This window comes from Phenylobacterium sp. (assembly GCF_030693805.1).
Lineage (GTDB): Bacteria > Pseudomonadota > Alphaproteobacteria > Caulobacterales > Caulobacteraceae > Phenylobacterium.
Genome location: NZ_JAUXZW010000074.1, coordinates 1 through 20818, shown reverse-complemented (window position 1 = coordinate 20818; position 20818 = coordinate 1). Strand labels below are relative to the sequence as shown.

Here is a 20818-nt window from a genome sequence, read left to right as displayed (position 1 = left end):
GCCGGCCGCACGTTGCCCTGGCCGACACTGCAGGAGCCTAGCCATGGCCGCGCCGCGCCCCAGACCCCCGGTCAACCCGGACGAGCCACGTCACGAAGGCGGCGAGAAGTCCGGCGAAGCCGCCGCGCCTCCGCCCGCCGCCTCGCCCGACAAGCCCGACGAGGGGGCCGCCGATCGCGGTCGCGAGGGCGGCATGATCGGCGAGGGTTAAGCTGCACCAGCCGCCGCGCTAGGTTGGCGTCCTGATGCGCGCTTTTGCTGAGTTGCTGGATCGGCTGTCCCTGACCGCGTCGCGCAACGCCAAGCTGACGCTGGTGCGCGACTACCTGACTCAGACGCCCGACCCCGACCGCGGCTGGGCGCTGGCGGCGCTGACCGGCGAGCTGACCTTCAACGCCGCCAAGCCCGCGTTCATCCGCAAGGCGGTGGAGGCGCGGATGGACCCGCTGCTGTTCCGCTGGTCCTACGACTATGTCGGCGACCTGGCCGAGACCGTGGCCCTGGTCTGGCCGCAGCGGCCGGGCGCCAATCGCGAACCTGAGCTTTCGGAGGTGATCGACGCCCTGCGCGGCGCCACACGAGCCGAGGTTCAGCGCCTCATCGAGACCTGGCTCGACGCGCTTCAACCCACTGGGCGCTGGGCGCTGCTAAAGCTGATGACCGGCGGGCTGCGGGTGGGCGTCTCGTCGCGGCTGGCCAAGCAGGCGACGGCCGATCTGGGCGGCGTCGAGGTGGCCCAGGTCGAAGAGGTCTGGCATGCGCTACACCCGCCTTACGAAGACCTGTTCGCCTGGCTGGAAGGCCGGAGCGAGCGGCCGTCGCCGGATGCGCCGGCGCGGTTCCGCCCGGTGATGCTGGCCCAGGCGCTGGACGACGCCGTCGACTTCGCCAAGCTCGATCCGGCCGACTACGCCGCCGAGTGGAAGTGGGATGGCATCCGCGTGCAGGCGGCCAACGAATCCGGCGTCCGGCGCATATACACCCGCAACGGCGAGGACATCAGCCACGCGTTTCCCGACGTGCTGGACGGTGTGGCTTTCGAAGGCGCGATCGACGGCGAACTGTTGGTGCTGCGCGATGGCCGTGTGGCGCCGTTCGCCGACCTGCAGCAGCGGCTCAACCGCAAGACCGCCGACGCCAAGCTGATGGCCGCCCACCCCGCGGGCATCCGCGCCTACGACCTGTTGTCGGACGCCGGCGAGGATGTTCGGACCTTGAGCTTTGGCGAGCGCCGCCGGCGCCTGGAGGCGATGCTGCAGCGCTCACCGTCACCAAGCATCGACCTGTCGCCGCTGCAGCCATTCGAGACCTGGGCCGAGCTCGCCGCCCTGCGCGCCGACCCGCCGCCGGGCGATCCGCAGCTCGCCGAGGGCGTGATGCTCAAGCGTTGGACCTCGATCTACGAGGCCGGGCGACCCAAGGGGCCGTGGTTCAAATGGAAGCGCGACCCGATGCTGGTCGACGCGGTGCTAATGTACGCCCAGCGCGGCCATGGGAAGCGGTCGAGCTTCTATTCTGACTACACCTTCGGGGTGTGGACGGAAGCGGCCGACGGCGCGCGCCTCCTGACTCCCGTCGGCAAGGCCTATTTCGGCTTCACCGACGAGGAGCTGAAGCAGATCGACAAGTTCGTCCGCGACAACACCGTCGAGCGGTTCGGCCCCGTCCGCTCTGTGCGCGCCGAACCGCACGCGGGACTGGTGTTCGAGGTGGCGTTCGAGGGCCTGCAACGCTCTACCCGCCACAAGTCCGGCGTCGCCATGCGCTTCCCCCGCATCAACCGCATCCGTTGGGACAAACCCCCTGGCGAGGCCGACGAACTCACCGCGCTTGAGACGATGTTGGAGCGGTTGGAGGGGCGCTGACGACCTATGCGGCCGCGCTGACTTCCGGCGCGCGGATGCGCTTGGCCGCCAGCCACCAGGCGATCGCAGCCTGCACCGCGCCGGAGACCAGGCTGACCAGCGGCGCGCCGGGCAGCGGCGCGAACACCGCCCCGCCCGTGTCGCCGCCGATTGAGTGGCCGAGGATCGCACCGGCCGCATAGAGCAGCGCCAGCGCCACCACCGCGCCGAAGTCGCCGCGCTGCGGGCGCGGCCCGAAGCGGAACAGCGCGATGACGCCCAGGTCGCGGACCACGAAGGCGATCAGCGCCAGCGCCTGCCAGACGTCCTGCAGCGAGATCTCTGCGCCGGCCTGGCGCGGACTGACCAGGGCCGCGACCACCAGCACGGCGGCCAGCGCCACCGGCGCCAAGGCCGAGGGCGCCAACGCCGCAGCACGGCTGAAGTCCCGCGCCAGGGCCGCGCCGGCGAACTGCCGCAACCGCACCCGGTCCGCAGGCTCGGCGAACCCGGCGGCGTAGGCGCACAGGGCGACCGCGAGCGCGCCGGCCAGCAGCGCCGCCATCATCCCGCCCGCTGGGTAGGCGAAGCCGCCGATGAACAACGCCAGGAACACCAGGAACGCCGGCCACGTCAGTGGTGCGTTGCGCATCTGCAGTTCCAACCGCATCAGTCGCCAGGCGCCCGCCAGCGCCCATCCGGCGAATGCGGTCAGCGCCAGGGCGCGGAACGGCTGACCGGGCGCGACCGCGCCCCACCACTCCACTTCGCCGCCGGTATGCAAAAGGGTCGAGAGCCCGGCGATCCCCACGCCGCGCTGGAAGCCCGCGGATCCGGCCGCGCTGACCAGCAGGAAGCCGCCGATCACCAGCCCGCCAATGACTCCTCCCGGTCTGGCGGCGCGGCCCTCGGCGCGCGCCTTGCGCACCCCGATCAGCGCCGCGCCCATCGACACCGCCTGCAGCAGCAAGGCCGCGGCCAGCATCGACAGCACGCCCCAGAACGCCATGTGCGGATCGCGGCCCGCGCCGGCTATGGTCGCCAGCGCCAGTCCCGTCAGCCCGCACATCCACGCGAGGCTGGAGGCGCCCAGGAGCTTGCCCCAGGTCATCGCCCAGGGGTCGAGCGCCGACAGTCGCTGGAAGTCCCAGGTGCGGTCGGCGATCTCGCCTAGCACGGAGGTTCCGGCCGCCCGCGCCGCCCAGATCCAGGCGCACAGCACGAACACCGCCCCGCCGGTCCAGCCCAGGGCCACTGCGCGGCCGCCCGGATAGTCCGGCGCGGCCAGCAGGGCGATCCCGTAGACCAAGGCCAGCGATACGCCGGCCCAGGCGATCCGGCGGGGCGATGCCTCCAGCCAGAGGTTGCGCTGGAACTCCGGGTTCATCGCTTCACCTCGGCCAGATAGGCGTCCTCGAGCGTGCGCCGCGCGGGCTGGAACGAGCGCACCCGCAGACCCGCCGCCATCAGCCGGCCCAGCAGCGCCGCGTCGTCCTCGCCGACGGGGGCGGCGATCACCGCCTCGTCGCCGTCGATGGTTTCCACGGCGACGCCCAGCGCTGTCAGCCGCTCGGCCAGATCCGGCGGCGGATCTGCGAAGGTCACCGCCACCCGCTCGCCGTCGCGTGCGCCCGCGCCGGCCGCCACCACGCCGCCTCCAGCCACCCGGCCGTCGCGGATCATCAGCATGCGGGTCGAGTAGTCCTCGAGTTCGGCCAGGATGTGCGAGGAGACGACGATGGTCATGCCCTCGGAGGACAGCTTGAGGATCAGGTCCGAAAGGCTGCGCCGCGCCTCGGGGTCGAGGCCGGCGGCCGGCTCGTCCAACAGCAACACCCGCGGGCGGTGGACGATGGTCTGGCCGATCGCGAGGCGCTGTCGCAGGCCCCGCGACAGCTCGCCGGCCCGCGCGTCCAGCCGGTCGGCCAGCTGCACGCGCTCGGCCGCGAGCTGCACCGCGCCCGGCGCGTCAGCCTCGCTGACCCCGCGCGAGCGGGCCGCGTAGGTGAGCGCGCGTCGCACGCTGAGCTCCTCATAGAGGCCGTAGAAGTCCGGCAGATAGCCGATCGCGGCGTGCACCGCGCGGGGATCGTCCTGGGTGTCCAGTCCGCCGATGCGGATGTGACCCTCGGTGGGCGAATCCAGCGCCGCCATGCACCGCATCAGCGTGGTCTTGCCGGCCCCGTTCGGCCCCACCAGCGCCAGCACCGCGCCCGCCTCCACCGTGAAGCCTATCCCGTGCAAAGCGCGCATGGCGGGATAGTCGTAGATCACGTCCGTCACCTCGATCATGCGAGGATCGCCTCCGCTTCCAGGAACTTGGCCAGGTCGCCGCCGGGGAACAGCAAGCCGCGCAGGCCCGCGCGCAACGCAGCCTCCAGGTCGGCCGGCTTGTCGCCGACCATCACCGAGCGCTCGCGGTCCACCGGCCATTCGGCCAGAGCCCGCAGGATCATGCCGGGGTTGGGTTTGCGATCCGGCGGATCGGGATGGCGGTAGGCTTCCACCGTCGCCTCAGGGTGCTGGGCGCAATAGTAGACCGCGTCGATCCGCCCGCCGCTGGCCGCCAGGTCCTCGATCATCCGCGCGTGCAGGGCGAGCATGGCGTCCTCGGTATAGTAACCGCGCCCGATGCCGGACTGGTTGGTCACCACGAACACCAGCCAGCCGGCGCGGTTGAAGGCGCCGATCACCTCTTTCGCGCCGGGGATCCAGCGGAAGTCCTCCCAGCGGTGGACGTAGCCGTGATCGACGTTCAGCACGCCGTCCCGGTCGAGGAACAGGGCGGGGCGCAACAACGGATCGGCCGAGGCGTTGGACACGGGCTGGACTATAGCGCCACCGCGACGCCACGGCGCGCGCTTTCGCATTCGTCACGCGCCGGTCTATGGTCGAAGCTATTCCCTGCGCAGAGGTGCTCGTCTTGGCGGACCCAGATCGATCGGCCCTCACGCTGACTCCGCCTGTCCTGAGCCTGGACGATCTGACCGTCGACTTCGACACCTATGACGGCGCGGTGCGCGCGGTGCGCGGCGTCACCCTGGCGATTCCCCGCGGCGAGACCCTGGGCGTGGTGGGCGAGAGCGGGTCGGGCAAGAGCCAGACCTTCATGGCGGTGATGGGCCTGCTGGCGCGCAACGGCCGCGCCGGCGGCTCCGCCAAATTCCTCGGCCAGGAGCTGTTGGGCCTGCCGCCCAAGGCGCTGAACCGGATCCGCGGCTCTAAGATGACGATGATCTTCCAGGACCCGCTGACCGCGCTCACCCCGCACGTGCGCATCGGCGAGCAAATCGCCGAGCCGCTGCGTCTGCACCTGGGCCTGTCCGGCGAAGAGGCGCGTAAGCGGGCGCTGGACTGGCTGGGCCGGGTGCGTATCCCCGATGCGGCCCGGCGCATGAGCCAGTATCCGCACGAGCTGTCGGGCGGCATGCGCCAGCGGGTTATGATAGCCGCCGCCATGGCCGGCGGCCCGGAGCTGCTGATCGCCGACGAGCCGACCACCGCCCTCGACGTCACCGTGCAGGCCGAGATCCTCGACTTGATGGACGAGCTGAAGCGCGAGACCGGCGCGGCCATGGTGCTGATCACCCACGACATGGGCGTCATCGCCCGCCTGGCCGACCGGGTCTGTGTGATGCGGCAGGGCGCCTATGTGGAAGAGGGCCCGGTCGAGCAGATCTTCTCCGCGCCCCAGACCGACTACGCCCGCGAGCTGCTGGCCGCCATCCCGCGCCTGGACCGCGCCGACCGCGGCGGCAGGCCCACTCTGCAACCTGTGGCGGCCGATGCGCCGATCGTCGCCGAGGCCACCGACGTCAAAGTCTGGTTCCCCTTGCGCGAGGGCTTGTTCGGCGGCCGAAAGCAACTGCGCGCCGTCGACGGGGTGAGCTTCCACGTACGCCAGGGCGAGACCCTGGGGGTGGTCGGCGAGAGCGGATGCGGCAAGTCCACCCTCTCGCGCGCGGTGCTGCGGCTGATCCCGCCCACGGCCGGCGCGGTGACCCTGATGGGCCGCGACATCACCCACGCCGATCGCGAGAGCCTGCGCGCCGCGCGCCGCGACCTGCAGATCGTCTTCCAAGACCCGCTGGCCAGCCTCGACCCGCGCATGACCATCGGCGACTCGATCGCCGAGCCGATGCAGGTCTACCGGGCCGACATGTCGCGCGGCGAACGCGAGCTGGAGGTCCGTGCGATGATGGCCAAGGTCGACCTCGACCCGGCCCTGATCAACCGCTACCCGCACGAGCTCTCGGGCGGCCAGAACCAACGGGTCGGCATCGCCCGCGCCATGATCCTCAAGCCCAAGCTGGTGATCTGCGACGAGGCGGTCTCGGCTCTCGACGTGTCGATCCGCGCCCAGATCATCGACCTGCTGATCGCCCTGCAGAAGGAGATGGGCCTGGCGATGATCTTCATCAGCCATGACCTGGCGGTGGTGCGCGAGATCAGCCATCGGGTGATGGTGCTCTATCTGGGCCGGGTGATGGAGGAAGCCGACCGCGACCAGCTCTACGCCGCGCCGCAGCACCCCTACACCCAGGCCCTGCTGTCGGCCGCGCCGATCCCCGACCCGGTGCGCGAGCGCAGCCGCAAGCGCATCAAGATCGAGGGCGAACCGCCAAGTCCGATGGACCCGCGCGCCGCCCTGCGCTTCCTGCCATCCCGGCTGAGCATCGACCCGATGGCGCCGGTCTACGCGCCACAGCTGCGCGAAGTGGCGCCCGGCCACCTGGTGTCGGAATTCGATCCGCCCGCGGGACCCGACGCTAGCATCTGATTCACCCGCCGGAAGTTATGCGTTTCCGATGACCTACACCGCCGCCAACTACGCCCCCGTCCTCAGCCTCGAGGAATTCGCCAAGTTGCGGGACGTCCGCGACATGGGGGTGGTCGTCGCCACCTCCGGCGGCTTCGACCCGATCCATCCGGGTCACGTCACCTGCATCGTGGAGTCCAAGGCGATGGGCGACACCCTGGTGGTGATCGTCAACGGCGACGACTTCCTGGTGAACAAGAAGGGCAAGGCTTTCCAGGATCTCGAGACCCGCGCGGCCATCGTCTCGGCGATCCGCGGCGTCGATTATGTGGTGACCTTCGAGATCAAGGACGACCCGACCGTGGCGGTGGCGCTGCGCGCCGTGCGGCCCCGCTACTTCACCAAGGGCGGCGACCGGGTGGTCGGCAAGTCCATGCCGCCCGCCGAGGAATCCGCCTGCCGCGATCTCGGCATCGAGATCATCGACGGGGTCGGCCGCGACAAGCAGTGGTCCTCCACCGACTTCCTGCGCGACTGGGGCGAGTTCTGGAGCAGCCGGCGCTAGGCGCGGCCTCAACCTCGCGGAAAGACTCACGGGCCTAGGGTCCGCGCAAGTTCAGCTAGGTTTCCGCCCCTTGTCGATCGACGTCATCCGTCCCCGCGACCTCACCGCGGCGCAGGTCGCGCGCTGGAGCGAGCTGCAGCGCGTCGATCCGGCGTTCGACAGCCCATTCCTGTCGCCGCAGTGGGCGAGGACTGTCGAACGCGCCCAGGGCGAGAGCGCCCGCGGGCTGCAGGTGGCGGTAGTCAACCAGGACGGCCGCGACGTGGGCTTCATGGCCGCACGGCTGGGAGCCTTCACCGCCCTGCCGGCGGGGGCGCCGATGTGCGACTACCAGGCCCTCGTCGCCGAGGCGGGCCTCAGCGTCGATCCGCACGACCTGGTGCATGCGTTCGGCGTCCACCGTTTCGACTTCTCGGCCATGCTGGAGAGCCAGGCCGACTTCGCACCGTATGCGCGCGGTCGCAGCGTGTCGCGGGTAGTGGACATGGGCGGCGGCTGGGCCGCCTTCGAGGCCGAGCGCCGGGCGGCCGGCGTCGGCCTGATCAAGGACATCGAGAAGAAGCGCCGCAAGGTCACGAAAGACTTGGCCACGCCCGTCTTCACCGCCTTCTCGCGTTCATCCGGCGACTTCGAGCGGATGATCGGCTGGAAGCGCGGCCAGCTGCACGCCACCCATCAGACCGACATCTTCGAGACGCCCTGGACCCAGCGGCTGCTTCGCGAGCTGTTCGACAGCCGCGACCCGGAGTTCGGCGGCGCGCTGTTCACCCTGCACATCGGCGACAAGCTGGCGGCGGCGCACTTCCACATCCATGGCCGTCGCACGGTGCACGCCTGGATCATCGCCCACGATCCGGCTTTCGAACGCTATTCGCCGGGCATGATGCTGTTCCTCGACGTGCTGCGCTGGATGGACGACACGCCCTACAGCCGCCTAGACCTCGGTTGCGGCGACCAGCGCTTCAAGCAGGAGCTGTCCAACGCCGTCCAGGGCGTGACCCAGGGTTTCGTCGGCGTGCCCTCGGCCGCCGATCTGGTGCGCCGCGCGGCCTATGGCGTGGTGGCCGCCGCTGAGGCCCTGCCGCTCGGTCCCGCCTCGCACCTTCCGGCCAAGGCGTTGCGCCGCATGGATCAGTGGCGAGGCCTGCGCATCGCGCGGTGATTGCCGCCATGCTGCGGCGCCGTTAGGTTGCGCGACTTTTTCCCCAAGGCCCCCCGCCAATGACTCTCGCTTTCACCGACATCCTCGCCGCCGCAGACCGGCTGAAGGGTCATATCGAGCGTACGCCGTGCCGTCATTCGCGCACCCTGTCGGAAATCACCGGGGCCGAGGTGTGGGTGAAATTCGAGAACCTGCAGTTCACCGCCGCCTACAAGGAGCGCGGCGCGCTGAACAAGCTGCTGCTGCTGGGCGACAACGCCAAGAAGCGCGGCGTCATCGCAGCGTCCGCCGGCAACCACAGCCAGGGGCTGGCCTACCACGCGGCCCGGCTGGGCATTCCGGTGACCATCGTCATGCCGCGCTCGACCCCGTTCATGAAGGTCCAGCAGACCCGCGCTTTCGGGGCCGATGTGGTGTTGGAGGGCGAAGGCTATGACGACGCCTCGGCCCGCGCCCAGGATCTCTGCACCGAGCGCGACCTGATCTTCGTGCATCCGTTCAACGACCCCGATGTCATGGCCGGACAGGGCACTGTGGCGCTGGAGATGCTGGAGGACGTGCCGGACCTCGAGGTGCTGCCGGTGCCGATCGGCGGCGGCGGGCTGATCGCCGGCGTCGCCACGGCGGCCAAGCACGTCAATCCGAAAATCTCGATCATCGGCCTGGAGCCGGCCATGTACCCGTCGTTCACCGCCAAGATGCGCGGCGTCGCGCCCGGAGCCGGGGGCTCGACCATCGCCGAAGGCATCGCGGTGAAGCAGGTGGGCGAAGTCAGCTACGGCATAGCCCGGCCGCTGATCGACGAGGTGCTGCTGATCGAGGAGCCCTACTTCGAGCGCGCCGTGGCGCTGTACTGCAACGTCGAGAAGACCGTCGCCGAGGGCGCCGGGGCTGCGTCGCTGGCGAGCCTGCTGGCCTATCCGGAGCGATTCAAGGGCAAGAAGACCGGCGTCATCCTCACCGGCGGCAATATCGACACGCGCCTGCTGGCGTCGGTGCTGACCCGCGAACTGGTGCGCGACCAGCGCCTGGTGTCGCTGCGGATCATCGGCGACGACCGCCCGGGCTTCCTGGCCACGGTGTCGCGGGTGATCGGCGACATGGGGGCCAACATCGTCGAGGTGGCGCACAACCGCCTGGCGTTGGACGTGCCGGCCAAGGGCGCCGAATTCGACATCATGATCGAGACGCGCGACGCCCAGCATACCCAGGACATCATGTCGGCGCTGCGCGACGCCGGCTATCCCCCGAGGGCCGTCTGATGGCGTCACGTTTTGCAGTCCTGCTGGCCTGCCTGCTGCTGGCCGCCTGCGGCGCGCCCAAGGCGCCCGACCAGTCGGCCGCCTCCAAGGCGTTCATGACTGAGAACGGTAAGGCCGCGGGCATCGTCACCCTTCCCTCCGGCTTGCAGTACCGCGTCGTCCGCCAGGGCCCTTCGACCGGACTGCACCCGCAACGCGCCGATGAGGTGAAGGTCCACTACGAAGGCAAGCTGGTCTCGGGCAAGGTGTTCGATTCCTCCTATGAGCGCGGCGCACCGACGGCGATGCCGCTGAGCGGCTTGATCCCAGGCTGGATCGAGGCGCTGCAACTCATGCGTCCGGGTGACGAATGGATCCTCTATGTGCCGCCGGAGCTCGGCTACGGCGACGAGCAGAAGGGCGACATCCCCTCGGGCAGCGTGATGATCTTCCGCATCGAGCTGATCGACGTACTGCCGGCGCCCGGCCGCATTCAGCAGGGCTGAGCCGCGCAGCGTTCCATTGCCATCCGGCGCGGGATCCACGCTTTCCTTTGAGACGGGCGGCGCAGGGGGCTAGGCTTGCCCGATGTCCGCAGAACAACTCGGCGATCGCGCGCTCGACATCCTCGGCCGGCTGATCGCTTTCGACACCACCTCGCGCCTGTCCAACCTCGCCCTGATCGAGTGGGTCGAGGCCTATCTGGCCGATCTGGGGGTCGCCTCGCGCCGCGTGCCCAACGCCGAGGGCACCAAGTCCAACCTGCTGGCCACCATCGGTCCCGCCTTGCCGGGCGGCGTGGTGCTGTCGGGCCACACCGACGTGGTGCCGGTGGATGGCCAGCCGTGGACCTCCGACCCCTTCGCCCTGACGCTGCGCGGCGACCGGCTGTACGGTCGTGGAACCTGCGACATGAAGGGCTTCCTGGCCCTGGCGCTCGCCGCCGCCCCGGACATCCTGGCCGCCCAGCCAAAGCGCCCTGTGCATCTGGCCTTCTCCTACGACGAGGAAGTGGGCTGCATAGGCGCGCCGGCGATGATCGAGGTGATCGCCCGGGAACTGCCCCGCCCCGCCCTGGTGGTGGTCGGCGAGCCCACCAACATGGAGGCGGTCACCGGCCACAAGGGCATCTCCACCTTCATCGTCACGGTGAGCGGCAAGGAGGCGCATTCCAGCCAGACCCAGCTCGGCGCCTCTGCGGTGATGGCGGCGGTCCAGCTCATGGGCTCGCTGTCGCGGCTGGCCGAGAAGCTGGAGCGCGAGGCCGACCCCGCCTCGCCGTTCACCCCCAAGGGCGCCACGCTCACCATCGGCCAGGTCAATGGCGGCACCGCGGTGAACATCCTGGCCCGCGAGTGCGTCTTCGTCTTCGACCTGCGCTGCGCCGGCGCGATGGATCCGGAGGCGGTGCTGAGCGACTTCTTCGCCGAAGCGCAGGCGCTGGACGCGACGTTGAAGGCCCGGTTCCCCGAGGCCGGCGTTCGCGTCGAGCGCCGCTCGCATACCCCGGGCCTCAATCCCGAACCCGGCGGCGTCGCCGAAACCTTCGCCCGGCGGCTCGCCGGCGACAACGGCCCACCGCGCGCCGTGGCGTTCGCCGCCGAGGCCGGACAATTCCAGCAGGCGGGCTTCTCGACGGTGATCTGCGGCCCAGGGTCCATCGACCAGGCGCACCAGCCGGACGAGTTCGTCGAAGTCAGTCAGATGCAGCGCGGCGCGGCGTTCATGAGCCGGCTGGCCGAGTGGGCCGCCACCGCCGAATGACCACCCGCCGGGCCAGCAGGTCCAGCGGGTTCCAGGTCATGGCGCGGGCGATCTCGAGCGACGAGACGCGCCGCTCTGCCTGGGCTTCGCGGCGCGCCGCAAGCGCCATCGGCAATCCCCGCACGCCCGCCACAAGCCCGCGCCACGGCGCGCCGATCTCGCCGCGCAGGGCGTGACGGGCGAGCAGCAGGAGCGTCGCGGCAAGATGCAGCGGCGCGGTCAGCCACAGCAGCGGCGTCGGCGTATCCTTGACGAACACCCAGAGCCGGTTGCGGGTGCCGTGGAACACCGCGAATTCCGAGCGCGGCCCGCCGGATGACGCCGAGCCCACATGGCGCACCACCGCCTCAGGGATCACCAGCACCGGCTCGCCGCGCAGCCGCAGCCGGTAACCCAGGTCGACGTCCTCGCAATAGCAGAACAGCCGCTCGTCGAAGCCGCCCATCTCCAGGAACAGGTCGCGCTCGATCAGCATCGCCCCACCACAAGCTGAGAACACCTCGCCGTCCGGCAGCGGCCCGGGATCGCGCCCGCGATAGCCCCCGCGGAACGGGAAGCCCACCGCCGACATCACGTCGCCGAGGCCGTCGAGACGGCCCGCATCGTCCTCCATCAGTTGCCGCGAGGCGAAACAGCGCACGTCGGGATAGCGGCCGGCGGCGGCCATCAGCCGCTCCAGCCACTGCGGCTCCGCATAGGCGTCGGGATTGATCAGCGCCAGCCAGCGGCCTTGCGATGCGCGCGCCGCGGCGTTGACCCCGGCCGCGAAGCCCAGGTTCGCGCCGTTGTCGATCAGCCTCACGCTAGCGTCGGCGGCTGCGGCGGCCTGTGGCGCGCCGTCGCTGGAGCCGTTGTCGGCCAGCAGCAGCTCGAAGTTGGCGAAGGTCTGTCCGCGCAGGGCCGTCAGACAGCGTGCGAGCGTCGGCCCGCTCTGATAGGCGAGCACCAGGACGCTCGCGGCCGGCGCCGCAATCTTGTGTTCGTCCGCAGGCTGGGTCATGCGGAGGCCACGTCCACTCCCGTTGAGAAGGCCATGACGACGATCACGCCGCTCGCCCTGCCCGAGGTTCTGCTTATCACGCCCAAGCGTCATGGCGATGCGCGAGGCTGGTTCTCGGAGACCTGGAGCCGGGCTGCGATGGCGCAGCACGGCCTGGACTTCGACTTCGTGCAGGACAATCAGGCGTTCAGCGCGCGCCGCGCCACCGTGCGCGGCCTGCACTTTCAGGCCTCGCCCAACCCGCAGGCCAAGCTGGTGCGTGTGCTAAGCGGCGCGATCTACGACGTGGCGGTGGATATTCGCGGCGGCTCGCCGACCTACGGGCGCTGGGCGGCGGCCGAACTGACCGCGCTGGGCGGCGAGCAACTCCTGGTGCCACGCGGTTTCGCCCACGGCTACTGCACCCTGACCGATGACTGCGAGATCTTCTACAAGGTGGACGGCGCCTACGCCCCGAACTCCGAGGGCGGGATCCTCTGGAACGACCCGGCGCTGGGCATCGACTGGCCGGTGAGCGCCGACGGAGCGATGGTGAACGCACGCGACCAGACGCTGCCGACGCTGGCTGAGCTGGGTGAAGTTAAGTTCTGACCTACCCCCTCCCCGCTGATCCCGACGAAAGTCGGGACCCAAGCTGAGTCAGAAACTCAAAATCCGATCAGGTTGTTGAGGTCCGCATACAGGTCGCGCCACTCAGGATTCGCGGCCTCGATCAGCTCGATCTTCCATTTGCGCTTTCATTCCTTGATCTGTCGCTCACGTCGAAACGCGGCCTCCTGACCCTCCTGCGCCGCGAACCAGACTAGCCGCACCACGCCGTATTTGGCGGTGAAACCGGGCCGAACCTTCTCGCGGTGCTCGTAAATGCGCTTCGCGAGATCGTCGGTGCTGCCGACGTAGAGCGTCCCGCACGGCGCGCTGGCCATCAGGTAGGTGTAGAACGACATGGTTCAGAGCCCGCCCCAGTCTCAGCTTGGGTCCCGACTTTCGTCGGGATGAGCGGGCGGGGTGATGACCCATTCTCCACGCACCGCGGCGCTGTTCTCCGTCGAGACCCGATCCGCCCGCATCGCCTCGAACCGCTCCGGCGCCAGCCGCCCGAGCGCCCAAGCCGCCGCGCCTCTCACTACCGGCGCATCATCGTCCAGCAGGGCGACGACTTGGGTCACCAGCCCCGCGTCGCCGCTGTTGCCAATCGCGTAGAGGACGTTGCGGACGAAGCGGTCGCGGCCGATGCGCTTGACCGGGCTCTTGGCGAACAGAACGCGGAAGCCGGCTTCGTCCAGCAGGGCCAGCTCTCCGAGCGCCGGCGCGCGCAGGGCCTCGCGCGCGTGCAGGGCCTGTTCGTGGGCGATCTGGGCGAACTTGTTCCAGGGGCAGACGGCCAGGCAGTCGTCACAGCCGTAGATGCGGTTGCCGAGCGCGGGCCGAAACTCGACGGGAATCGCCTCCTTCAACTCGATGGTCAGATAGGAGATGCAGCGCCGCGCATCGAGCTGGTACGGCGCCGGGAAGGCGTTGGTCGGGCAGGCGTCGAGGCAGGCGTGGCACGCGCCGCAGTGGTCCTGAGACGGCGCGTCCGGCTTGAGCTCGCGCGTGGTCAGCACCGCGCCCAGGAACAGCCAGGAGCCGAACTCCCGCGACACCAGGTTGGTGTGACGGCCCTGCCAGCCCAGGCCGGCGCGCTCGGCCAGTGGCTTTTCCATCAGCGGCGCGGTGTCGACGAACACCTTCACCTCGGCCGGGAAACGCTGCTGCATCCACCGCGCCAGTGTCTTCAGCCGCTTCTTGATCAGCTCATGGTAATCGTCGCCCTGGGCGTAGGCCGAGATCGCGCCAAGCTGGGGATGCGCCAGGATCTCTCGCGGGTCGGCGTCGGGCCCGTAGTTGACCCCCAGCATCACCGCCGATCGCGCCTCGCCCCACATGGCGGTCGGGTGAGCGCGGCGTTCGGCGGTCTGCGCCATCCAGGCCATCTCGCCGTGGCGGCCGGCGTCGACGAACTGGGTCAGACGATCCGATGCAGGCCACGCTTCGGAGGCGTCGGCGAAACGGCAGGCGTCGAACCCCAGCCGCAAGGCCTCGGCGCGGATCTGCGTCTCGATGGTGTCAGAAGTCGAGGTCGTCATAGTGGCCGGCGGGCGCCAGCCCCGGCCAGCGATCGAGGAGCAATGGCCTGAAGCAGGGCCGGCTCTTCAGCTTCATGTACCACGTCTTCACGCCAGGGAAGTCGCGCCAGGGGATGTCGCCGAAGTAGTCGATCACCGACAGGTGTGCGGCGGCGGCGAAATCCGCCAGGCTCATGCGCTGGCCGGCCAGCCACTCGCGGCCCTGCAACAGGGTCTCGATGTAGTCGAGGTGGGCGCGCAGCGCCTCGCGGCCGTGGCGCAGCGCGGCCAGATCGGGCGAGCCCAGGCGCAGCAGACGCTTTTCCATCTTCTCGTGCAGCAGGGTGCCGCCGACCTCGAAGTCGAACTTTCGGTCGAACCACTGCAGCAGGCGCCGCGTCTCGGCCCGTTCCGCCGGGCGGCGGCTGAGCAGCGCGGGCTCCGGATAGCGTTCCTCCAGGTAGTCGAGGATGGCGCGACTCTCGCACAACACCAGCTCGCCTTCGCCGTCGCTGTCGACCAGCACCGGCGTGGCCCCCGACGGGCTGAGGCGTGCGAACTCCTCCGGCCGCTCCCAGTAGCGGACGTGATTCTCCTGGAACGCGAGGCGCTTCTCCCCCAGCGCAAGGCGAACCTGGCGAGAGGCGGGATCCAGCGGGAAATGGTGCAGCGTGCGTTCGGCGGCCATGGCGGTCAGGGGCGGGTCAGCGTGGCGCTGACGTTGAGAACAACGCGACAGACACGGCGCGCAATCCCTTAAAGTCCCGTTTACTACGCACGGTCAGGAACCTCCTCGGCGAACGCGCCGCCGTGCGGCTCGGCCCGGCCGCGGGGATCGGCGTGGATGATCACGTCAGCCTAGGGGAACGCTTCGAGCAGGCGTTTCTCCGCCGCGACGATCGCCTCATGCACCGCTTCCAGGCTCAAGTCGGCGTCGAGGTCGACATGCATCTGCATATGGATAATCGGTCCGGCGGCGCGGGTGCGCAACTGGTGAACGTCGGTCAGGCGCGGATCATGGGTGACCAGCTCGACGATCCGCGCGCGCTCCTCGTTCGGCAATTCTCGGTCCATGAGCTGAGCCGCCGCCTCGCGGAACACGCCCACCGCCCCCCACAGCAGCAGGGCGGCGACGACGAAGGCGGCCATGGCGTCCAGACGCCCCTGACCGAGCCAGGCAGCGGCGGCGATGCCCAGCAGGGCGACGACGTTCGAGGCGAGGTCGGACATGTAGTGGGCGCGGTCGCCCGAGATCGCCACGGAGCCGGTGCGCTTCAGCACCTGCGTCTGAGCGTAGATCAAGCCGGCGGTGAGCACGGTGGAGGCGAGCATCGCGGCGATCGCCCAGCCGCCTGACTCCAAGGGTTGCGGATACAGGACGTGACGCACCGCCTCCTGGCCGATCAGGGCCGCCGAGGCGAACACCAGGCCTGCCTGCACGAGGCTGGCGAAGGCTTCGGCCTTGCCGTGGCCGAAGCGATGCTCGGCATCCGGAGGGGCGGCGGCGTAGCGCACGGCGAAAAAGGTGATCAACGAGGCCAGCAGGTCCAACCCTGAGTCCGCCAGGGACGCGAGCAGGGCGATCGAGCCGCTGGCCATCCACGCTGCGGACTTCATCGCCACCAGCGCCAGCGCCACGCTCACGGAGAGCAGGGTGACCCGTCGGGTCAAGGCGAAGGTCTCGCCTGGACTGAGCCTGGGCGTGGCGGCGATCATCGGCTCTGATTACCCAAGTGCGGGCCTCGACCCCAGCGCAAATGACTCGCAGCCGGCGGCGCATTGACCGGGCCTATCGCATCCCGTATATCCGCGCCTCCGAATTTCACCGTCCGGCGAGGCCCGGGCGCGAACCTGTTTGAGAGCTGAAAATGGCCAATACGCCCGGCGCCAAGAAGGCCGTCCGCAAGATCGCCCGCCGCACTGAGATCAACAAGGCGCGCCGTTCGCGCCTGCGCACCTTCCTGCGCCGGTTCGAAGAAGCCGTCACGGCCGGCGACAAGCCCACCGCGACCACGGCCTTCGTCGAGGCTCAGTCCGAGCTGATGCGCGCCGTCAGCAAGGGCGTCGTGCACAAGAACACCGGTTCGCGGAAGGTCTCGCGCCTCGCCGCCCGCCTGAAGAAACTCGCCGCCGCCTGAGGCGCGCTGGCGCCCGGCAAGGGCGCCTTTCCCCTTCTTGTCAATTATGGCTGCCGCGACCTCTTTTCAGGGGTCGCGAAATCGTGCCCGACGCCTGGTCGGGTGCGACTAATGCGACCAAAATACTCAGCGCCCGGAAGGTGATTTTGAGTTTCCCCTGACGGTTGAAGGGCTGCCGGTGAGTCAACGAAAATATCGCGAAAAGCCGCGAAGAATCCCCGTTGACCCCCCAAGGCCCCCGACTAGTCTGCCGGCTCTTAGAGCGTATTCAATCTGAACTCGGATCAAAACCGGGCGCTGGCGGGCCACTCCATGACCGCCGGACGGGAGTTGTTGTGCTCTGGAAAAGGTCGACAGCAGCGTGGGGTTGCGGGTCGTCCGGTGGGCTGGTGAGGTGGCGGACATGACTAGCGGGGGCTATGTGGGCGCGGTGACTGACACCCAGGCGGGGCTGGTCTGGGATAAAACTTGCCTGGCGCTCAAGCGCGAGCTGGGCGATGCGACCTTCGGGTCCTGGCTGGGCCAAGCGGCGCTGCGCGAGCATGCAGGCGAAGTGTGCCTGGTCGCCGCCACCGGCGTGGCCCGCGACTGGATCCGTCGCCATGCCTGGCGGCGCATCGGCGAGCTGTGGGCGCAGAACGATCCCCTCGGCCGCCGTCTGGACCTGAAGTCCAAGATGGAGTTCGACACCGTCTCCGCCGTCGACGCGCAGGCCGTCCCGGTCGCCGCGACGCCGGCCCTGCGCGTGGTCGACGCCGAGCCTGCGGCGCCTGCGCCGGAGACGGCGCGCCAAGCCCGCCAGCAGGGACTGCAGGAGCGCTTCAGCTTCGACACCTTCGTCGCCGGCCCGGCCAACGAGTTCGCCTTCGCGGTCGCCCGCCGGGTCGCCATCTGGGCCGACGGCCACTTCAACCCGGTGGTTTTCCACGGGCCTTACGGTTTCGGGAAGACCCACCTGCTGAACGCCATGGCCTGGGAAGCCATGCGCAACGCGCCGGACAAGCGGGTGGTCTATCTCACCGCCGAACGCTTCACCTCGACCTTCGTGCGCGCCATCCAGGACAAGCAGACGGCGGCGTTCAAGGCGGAGCTGCGCAACGCCGACCTGCTGTTGATCGACGACGTGCATTTCGTCGCCGGCAAGCCTTCCACACAGGAAGAGCTGTTCCACACCCTGATCGCGCTGGTTGAAGGCGGCCGCCGGGTGGTGATGACCGCGGACCGCGCGCCCGCCGACCTGTCGGAGCTCGAGCCGCGCCTGCGTTCGCACCTGCAGGCCGGTCTGGTCTGCGGCATCGAGCCGGCCGATCACAATCTTCGCCTGGGCATCCTGGAGCGCAAGCTGGCGACGCTGGCCCAGCAGGGCAAGTTCCTGCCGTCCGCCCGGCCCGAAGTGCTGCAGTTCCTCGCCGAACGCTTCACCGACTCCGTACGCGAACTCGAGGGCGCGCTGAACACCCTGGTCGCCCGGGTCGGCGGCGACCTCGCCCGTCTGACGCTCGACGAGGCGCAGGCCATCCTGCGTCCGCACTTCGCCTGCGGTGAAAAGCGGGTGACCGTCGACCAGATCCAGAAGGCGGTGGCCGAGCATTATGGCCTGCAGCAATCGGACATGACGTCTGAGCGCCGCGCCCGCGCGGTCGCCCGTCCGCGTCAGGCGGCGATGTGGATCGCCAAGCAGATCACCACCCGCTCGCTGCCCGACATCGGCCGTCGCTTCGGCGGCAGGGACCACACGACGGTTTTGCATGCGGTGCGCCGCATCGAGGCCTTGAAGGTGGATGACGCGACCTTGGCCCGCGACCTGGACGTGCTGCTCCGCAAGCTGCGCGGCTGACCTAACCCACACCCCGGCATTCGCCGGGGTGAGCGGAGTTGGGAATGCGAGACGGGAAAGTCCCTGCTCGCCCTTAGACGTCCACCTCGGCGTCCAGGGCGAACTCCTGGATGAACTCACGGCGCGGCTCGACCAAGTCGCCCATCAGGCGAGTGAACATGTCGTCGGCGTCGTCGGCGTGGGTCACCTTGACCTGCAGCAGGGTGCGCGCGCTGGCGTCCAGCGTCGTCTCCCACAACTGGTCGGGGTTCATCTCGCCCAGGCCCTTGTAGCGCTGGACGGTCAGGCCGCGGCGGCCGGCCTCCATCACCGCGTTCACCAGGTCGATCGGCCCGCGCACCTGGGTGGACCGGTCGCGACGGCTGAAATTGGCCGGGGCTGAGAAAGTCTCAGCCATGGTGGCGGTGCGTTCGGCCAGGCGGCGCGCGTCGGCGGCGTGCAGCAGCAGGTCGTCCAGGACTATGCGCTCCGACACCCCGCGCTTGATGCGCGAGAACACGAAGCCGCCCAGGTCGCCCTTTTCACCGGTCCAGCCGCCGTCGCCTTCCTCAGCGTAGAGGTCGAGACGCCGAGCCGCGGCGGCGACGTCGGACGCCTCGCCCAGCAGGCCGGCGAGCGCGGCCTGCTCGATGGCGAAGGCCGGAGCCCGCGCGGCCAGCCGCTCGACATTGGCCTTGGCCCCGCGCGCGGACTGCACCAGCGCCAGCAGGTCGGCGCCGGCCAGTTGTTCGCCGTTGGAAAGCTGCAGCACCGCCCCGTCGACACCCTCGCCGATCAGGTAGGCCTCCAGGCCCGCCTCATCCTTGAGGTACTGGGAGGACTTGCCCTTGGTCGCCTTATAGAGCGGCGGTTGGGCGATATAGAGGTAGCCCCGCTCGATCACCTGCGGCATCTGCCGATAGAAGAAGGTCAGCAGCAGGGTGCGGATGTGCGCCCCGTCGACGTCGGCGTCGGTCATCACCACGATCTTGTGGTAGCGGATCTTCTCGATGTCGAAGTCATCCCGGCCGATGCCGGCGCCCAGCGCGGTGATCAGGGTGCCGATCTGGTCCGACCCTAGCATCTTGTCGAAGCGGGCGCGCTCGACATTGAGGATCTTGCCCCGCAACGGCAGCACAGCCTGGTTCTCGCGGTTGCGCGCCTGCTTGGCCGAGCCGCCGGCGGAGTCGCCTTCGACCAGGAAGATTTCGGACTTGGCCGGGTCCTTCTCCGAGCAGTCGGCGAGCTTGCCGGGCAGCGAGGAGATATCGAGGGCGGTCTTGCGCCGGGTCAGGTCGCGGGCCTTGCGGGCCGCCTCGCGGGCGGCGGCGGCCTCGGCGATCTTCTGTACGATCAGCCTGGCTTCGGTGGGGTGCTCCTCGAACCACTGGCCGATGCCTTCGGAGACAAGCCCTTCCACAGCGGGGCGGACCTCGGACGAGACCAGCTTGTCCTTGGTCTGGGACGAGAACTTGGGATCGGGGACCTTGACCGACAGCACGCAGGTCAGGCCCTCGCGGGCGTCTTCGCCGGACAGCGAGACCTTCTCGCGCTTGGTCGCGCCGGAGCTCTCCGCGTAGCCGGTGATGATCCGTGTCAGCGCCGAGCGAAACGCCGCCAGGTGGGTGCCGCCGTCCTTCTGCGGGATGTTGTTGGTGAAGCAGAGGACGTTCTCGTGGTAGCCGTCGTTCCACCACAGCGACATGTCGAGCTCGACGTTCTCGCGCTTGCCGCGGATCACGATCGGCGCCTTCAGCAGCGCGGTCTTGGCCTTGTCCAGGTGGCGCACGAACGCCTCGATGCCGCCGTCGTAGTGCAGCAGCTCGACGAACGGCTCGGCCTCGCGGTTGTCCTTCAGCCAGATGGTCACGCCGGAGTTGAGGAACGCGAGCTCCCGCAGCCGGTGCTCCAGCGTCTTGCGATCGTACTCGACCAGCGAGAACGTCTCGTTCGAGGCCATGAAGGTGACCTCGGTGCCGGACAGGAACTCACCGTTCTCGCGCAGCGGCGCGTCGCCGGTGACCACCAGGGGCGAGACTGGGTCGCCGCGCCGGAACTCCATCTCGTAGGCCTTGCCGCCCCGGTAGATCTTCAGCTTCAGCCAATCCGACAGGGCGTTGACCACGGAGACGCCGACGCCGTGCAGGCCGCCGGAGACCTTGTAGGAGTTCTGGTCGAACTTACCGCCGGCATGGAGCTGGGTCATGATGACCTCGGCTGCCGAGACCCCCTCGCCCTCGTGGATGTCCGTCGGGATGCCGCGCCCGTCGTCGGTGACCGTCACCGAATTGTCGGCGTTCAGCGTCACGGTGACTTCGGTGGCGTGGCCCGCGAGCGCCTCGTCGATGGCATTGTCCACCACCTCATAGACCATGTGGTGCAGGCCGGACCCATCATCGGTATCGCCGATATACATGCCGG

The 20818-nt window shown here is 69.4% G+C and carries 20 protein-coding genes; 11 read left to right on the top strand and 9 right to left on the bottom strand.

Translation table 11 applies throughout. The features are described from left to right. Positions 1 to 43 precede the first annotated feature (43 nt). Together Q8M88_RS03425 and Q8M88_RS03420 are read left to right on the top strand one after the other, a co-directional pair. Complete coding sequence (locus Q8M88_RS03425) at positions 44 to 211, top strand: hypothetical protein (protein ID WP_305594846.1); 168 nt, start codon at positions 44 to 46, stop codon at positions 209 to 211. Between the two features lie 34 nt (positions 212 to 245). Beyond that, the gene (locus Q8M88_RS03420; protein ID WP_305594845.1) at positions 246 to 1865 is read left to right on the top strand and encodes a cisplatin damage response ATP-dependent DNA ligase; all 1620 of its coding nucleotides are present in this window, start codon (positions 246 to 248) and stop codon (positions 1863 to 1865) included. Positions 1866 to 1869: 4 nt separating this feature from the next. On the opposite strand, the gene Q8M88_RS03415 is transcribed toward Q8M88_RS03420, so the two are convergent. From Q8M88_RS03415 to Q8M88_RS03405, 3 genes are read right to left on the bottom strand one after another with little or no spacing between them, the layout of a single operon-like run. Then, complete coding sequence (locus Q8M88_RS03415) at positions 1870 to 3231, bottom strand: hypothetical protein (RefSeq protein ID WP_305594844.1); 1362 nt, start codon at positions 3229 to 3231, stop codon at positions 1870 to 1872. Then, entirely contained in the window at positions 3228 to 4136 is a 909-nt protein-coding gene (locus tag Q8M88_RS03410) for an ABC transporter ATP-binding protein (protein ID WP_305594843.1), read from the bottom strand. The genes Q8M88_RS03415 and Q8M88_RS03410 overlap by 4 nt, the downstream gene beginning before the upstream one ends. Further along, on the bottom strand, positions 4133 to 4666 hold the full coding sequence (locus Q8M88_RS03405; protein ID WP_305594842.1) for an HAD family hydrolase: 534 nt from the start codon (positions 4664 to 4666) through the stop codon (positions 4133 to 4135). Before Q8M88_RS03405 ends, Q8M88_RS03410 begins: the two co-directional genes overlap by 4 nt. A gap of 101 nt (positions 4667 to 4767) precedes the next feature. Here Q8M88_RS03405 and Q8M88_RS03400 point away from each other — a divergent pair, with 101 nt between their 5' ends. The 6 genes from Q8M88_RS03400 (at position 4768) to argE (ending at position 11335) form a co-directional block, all read left to right on the top strand. Beyond that, on the top strand, positions 4768 to 6624 hold the full coding sequence (locus Q8M88_RS03400; RefSeq protein WP_305594841.1) for a dipeptide ABC transporter ATP-binding protein: 1857 nt from the start codon (positions 4768 to 4770) through the stop codon (positions 6622 to 6624). A 28-nt stretch (positions 6625 to 6652) separates the two neighbouring features. Further along, positions 6653 to 7168 carry an adenylyltransferase/cytidyltransferase family protein gene (locus tag Q8M88_RS03395; RefSeq protein WP_305594840.1) on the top strand — a complete coding sequence of 172 codons (516 nt, stop codon included), beginning with the start codon at positions 6653 to 6655 and terminating at the stop codon, positions 7166 to 7168. A gap of 70 nt (positions 7169 to 7238) precedes the next feature. After that, positions 7239 to 8330 (top strand): GNAT family N-acetyltransferase, encoded by a 1092-nt coding sequence (locus tag Q8M88_RS03390; protein WP_305594839.1) that lies wholly within the window; start codon positions 7239 to 7241, stop codon positions 8328 to 8330. 59 nt (positions 8331 to 8389) lie between these two features. Next, positions 8390 to 9592: a threonine ammonia-lyase gene (locus tag Q8M88_RS03385; protein WP_305594838.1), complete on the top strand. Its 1203-nt coding sequence runs from the start codon at positions 8390 to 8392 to the stop codon at positions 9590 to 9592. Beyond that, positions 9592 to 10077, top strand: a complete 486-nt coding sequence (locus tag Q8M88_RS03380; RefSeq protein ID WP_305594837.1) for an FKBP-type peptidyl-prolyl cis-trans isomerase — start codon at positions 9592 to 9594, stop codon at positions 10075 to 10077. Before Q8M88_RS03385 ends, Q8M88_RS03380 begins: the two co-directional genes overlap by 1 nt. 82 nt (positions 10078 to 10159) lie before the next feature. After that, positions 10160 to 11335: an acetylornithine deacetylase gene (gene argE / locus Q8M88_RS03375; protein WP_305594836.1), complete on the top strand. Its 1176-nt coding sequence runs from the start codon at positions 10160 to 10162 to the stop codon at positions 11333 to 11335. Here argE and Q8M88_RS03370 read toward each other — a convergent pair. Further along, positions 11295 to 12335 (bottom strand): glycosyltransferase family 2 protein, encoded by a 1041-nt coding sequence (locus tag Q8M88_RS03370; RefSeq protein WP_305594835.1) that lies wholly within the window; start codon positions 12333 to 12335, stop codon positions 11295 to 11297. The two genes, argE and Q8M88_RS03370, sit on opposite strands and share 41 nt — an antisense overlap. Positions 12336 to 12368: 33 nt before the next feature. On the opposite strand from Q8M88_RS03370, the gene rfbC reads away from it, so the two are divergent. Beyond that, positions 12369 to 12926 (top strand): dTDP-4-dehydrorhamnose 3,5-epimerase, encoded by a 558-nt coding sequence (rfbC, locus tag Q8M88_RS03365; RefSeq protein WP_305594834.1) that lies wholly within the window; start codon positions 12369 to 12371, stop codon positions 12924 to 12926. A 146-nt stretch (positions 12927 to 13072) separates the two neighbouring features. Here the strand turns inward: rfbC and Q8M88_RS03360 are convergent, their stop codons facing one another. The 4 genes from Q8M88_RS03360 to Q8M88_RS03345 form a co-directional block, all read right to left on the bottom strand. Next, on the bottom strand, positions 13073 to 13282 hold the full coding sequence (locus tag Q8M88_RS03360; RefSeq protein WP_371132620.1) for a GIY-YIG nuclease family protein: 210 nt from the start codon (positions 13280 to 13282) through the stop codon (positions 13073 to 13075). A gap of 21 nt (positions 13283 to 13303) precedes the next feature. Then, entirely contained in the window at positions 13304 to 14464 is a 1161-nt protein-coding gene (gene queG, locus Q8M88_RS03355; RefSeq protein ID WP_305594833.1) for a tRNA epoxyqueuosine(34) reductase QueG, read from the bottom strand. Continuing rightward, positions 14445 to 15131: a glutathione S-transferase family protein gene (locus tag Q8M88_RS03350; RefSeq protein WP_305594832.1), complete on the bottom strand. Its 687-nt coding sequence runs from the start codon at positions 15129 to 15131 to the stop codon at positions 14445 to 14447. The genes queG and Q8M88_RS03350 overlap by 20 nt, the downstream gene beginning before the upstream one ends. 170 nt (positions 15132 to 15301) lie before the next feature. Next, complete coding sequence (locus Q8M88_RS03345) at positions 15302 to 16159, bottom strand: cation diffusion facilitator family transporter (protein ID WP_371132619.1); 858 nt, start codon at positions 16157 to 16159, stop codon at positions 15302 to 15304. A 152-nt stretch (positions 16160 to 16311) separates the two neighbouring features. Between Q8M88_RS03345 and rpsT the strand changes: the two genes are divergently transcribed. Both rpsT and dnaA read left to right on the top strand, forming a co-directional pair. Further along, positions 16312 to 16581, top strand: coding sequence for a 30S ribosomal protein S20 (rpsT, locus tag Q8M88_RS03340; RefSeq protein WP_305594831.1), 270 nt, complete (start codon positions 16312 to 16314; stop codon positions 16579 to 16581). 403 nt (positions 16582 to 16984) lie between these two features. Then, positions 16985 to 18418, top strand: a complete 1434-nt coding sequence (gene dnaA, locus Q8M88_RS03335; RefSeq protein WP_305594859.1) for a chromosomal replication initiator protein DnaA — start codon at positions 16985 to 16987, stop codon at positions 18416 to 18418. 73 nt (positions 18419 to 18491) lie between these two features. Here the strand turns inward: dnaA and gyrB are convergent. Beyond that, positions 18492 to 20818: DNA topoisomerase (ATP-hydrolyzing) subunit B (gene gyrB / locus Q8M88_RS03330; protein ID WP_305594830.1), on the bottom strand; the 2327-nt coding region annotated here is incomplete at its 5' end.